At 62.9% G+C, this 2,331-nt stretch carries 1 protein-coding gene; it reads left to right on the top strand.

What is annotated here, in order from left to right:
* Positions 1-2,331, top strand: a 2,331-nt coding sequence (locus ACIP0B_RS28340) for a 2-oxoglutarate dehydrogenase E1 component (RefSeq protein ID WP_400838487.1), incomplete at both ends; no start/stop codon positions are given.

Raw genomic sequence — 2,331 nt, 5'->3', positions numbered from 1 at the left:
GCCGAATTCACGCACATCACCGATTCCGAGCAGCGCCAGTGGTTCCAGCAGCGTCTGGAAAGCGTCCGTGGCCGTCCGACCTACTCCGCCGACATCAAGAGCCACCTGCTCGAGCGCGTCACCGCCGGTGAAGGCCTGGAGAAATACCTGGGCACCAAATACCCGGGCACCAAGCGTTTCGGCCTGGAAGGCGGCGAGAGCCTGATTCCGATGCTCGACGAGCTGATCCAGCGCTCCGGTTCCTACGGCACCAAGGAAGTCGTGATCGGCATGGCCCACCGCGGCCGTCTGAACGTGCTGGTCAACACCTTCGGCAAGAACCCGCGCGAGCTGTTCGACGAGTTCGAAGGCAAGAAGAAGGTCGAGCTGGGCTCCGGTGACGTGAAGTACCACCAGGGCTTCTCGTCCAACGTGATGACCTCCGGCGGCGAAGTCCACCTGGCGATGGCGTTCAACCCGTCCCACCTGGAAATCGTTTCCCCGGTGGTCGAGGGTTCCGTGCGCGCCCGTCAGGACCGCCGCAACGACCCGACCGGCGAGAAGGTTCTGCCGATCTCCATCCACGGTGACGCTGCGTTCGCAGGTCAGGGCGTGGTCATGGAAACCTTCCAGATGTCGCAGACCCGCGGTTTCAGAACCGGCGGCACCGTGCACATCGTGATCAACAACCAGGTCGGCTTCACCATCAGCAACCCGCTGGACTCGCGTTCCACCGAGTACGCCACCGACGTTGCGAAGATGATCCAGGCGCCGATCCTTCACGTGAACGGCGACGATCCGGAAGCCGTGCTGTTCGTGACCCAGCTGGCCATCGACTACCGCATGCAGTTCAAGCGTGACGTGGTGATCGACCTGGTCTGCTACCGCCGTCGCGGCCACAACGAAGCCGACGAGCCGAGCGGCACCCAGCCTCTGATGTATCAGCAGATCACCAAGCAGCGCACCACCCGTGAGCTGTACGCCGATCGCCTGACCCAGAGCGGTGTGCTTGACGCCGAGCGCGTCCAGGCCAAGGTCGACGAGTACCGCAACGCGCTGGACAACGGTCTGCACGTGGTGAAGAGCCTGGTCAAGGAGCCGAACAAAGAGCTGTTCGTCGACTGGCGTCCGTACCTGGGCCATGCCTGGACCGCGCGTCACGACACCCGCTTCGATCTCAAGACCCTGCAGGAACTGTCCGCCAAGCTGCTGGAGATCCCGGAAGGCTTCGTGGTTCAGCGTCAGGTCGCCAAGATCTACGAAGACCGTCAGAAGATGCAAGCCGGCGGCCTGCCGATCAACTGGGGCTATGCCGAAACCATGGCATACGCGACCCTGGCGTTCGAAGGTCACCCGATCCGCATGACCGGTCAGGACATCGGCCGCGGCACGTTCTCGCACCGCCACGCCGTCCTGCACAACCAGAAAGATGCCGGCACCTACATCCCGCTCAAGCATCTGTTCGAAGGTCAGCCGCGTTTCGAGCTGTACGACTCGTTCCTGTCGGAAGAGGCCGTGCTGGCGTTCGAATACGGCTACTCGACCACCACGCCGAACGCGCTGGTGATCTGGGAAGCCCAGTTCGGCGACTTCGCCAACGGTGCGCAGGTCGTGATCGACCAGTTCATCACCAGCGGCGAGCACAAGTGGGGCCGCCTGTGCGGTCTGACCATGCTGCTGCCGCACGGTTACGAAGGCCAGGGCCCCGAGCACTCCTCGGCACGCCTTGAGCGTTACCTGCAGCTGTGCGCCGAGCACAACATTCAGGTGTGCATGCCGACCACCCCGGCCCAGATCTACCACTTGCTGCGTCGTCAAGTGATCCGTCCGCTGCGCAAGCCGCTGGTGGTTCTGACGCCGAAGTCGCTGCTGCGCCACAAGCTGGCCATCTCGACCCTGGAAGATCTGGCCGAAGGCTCGTTCCAGACCGTTATCCCGGAAATCGATGCACTGGATCCGAAAAAGGTCGAGCGCGTTGTCCTGTGCAGCGGCAAGGTCTACTACGACTTGCTGGAAAAACGCCGTGCCGAAGGTCGTGAAGATATCGCCATCGTGCGTATCGAGCAGCTGTACCCATTCCCTGAGGACGACCTGAAGGAAGTCCTGGCGCCTTACACCAACGTCAAGCATGCCGTCTGGTGTCAGGAAGAGCCTATGAACCAGGGCGCCTGGTACTGCAGCCAGCACCACCTGCGTCGCAGCGTCGGCAACCTCAACAAGTCTCTCGTACTCGAGTACGCGGGCCGTGAGGCATCGGCCGCACCTGCATGCGGTTACGCATCGATGCACGCCGAGCAGCAGGAACGCCTCGAAATCCGGCTGCACCGGAATGCCCAGCGCCGAGGCCTGCTG

The organism is Pseudomonas sp. NPDC089534, assembly GCF_044749305.1.
GTDB lineage: Bacteria > Pseudomonadota > Gammaproteobacteria > Pseudomonadales > Pseudomonadaceae > Aquipseudomonas > Aquipseudomonas ekonensis.
The sequence above is the reverse complement of the archived record's forward strand: the minus strand, read 5'-3'. Positions and strand labels throughout refer to the sequence as shown.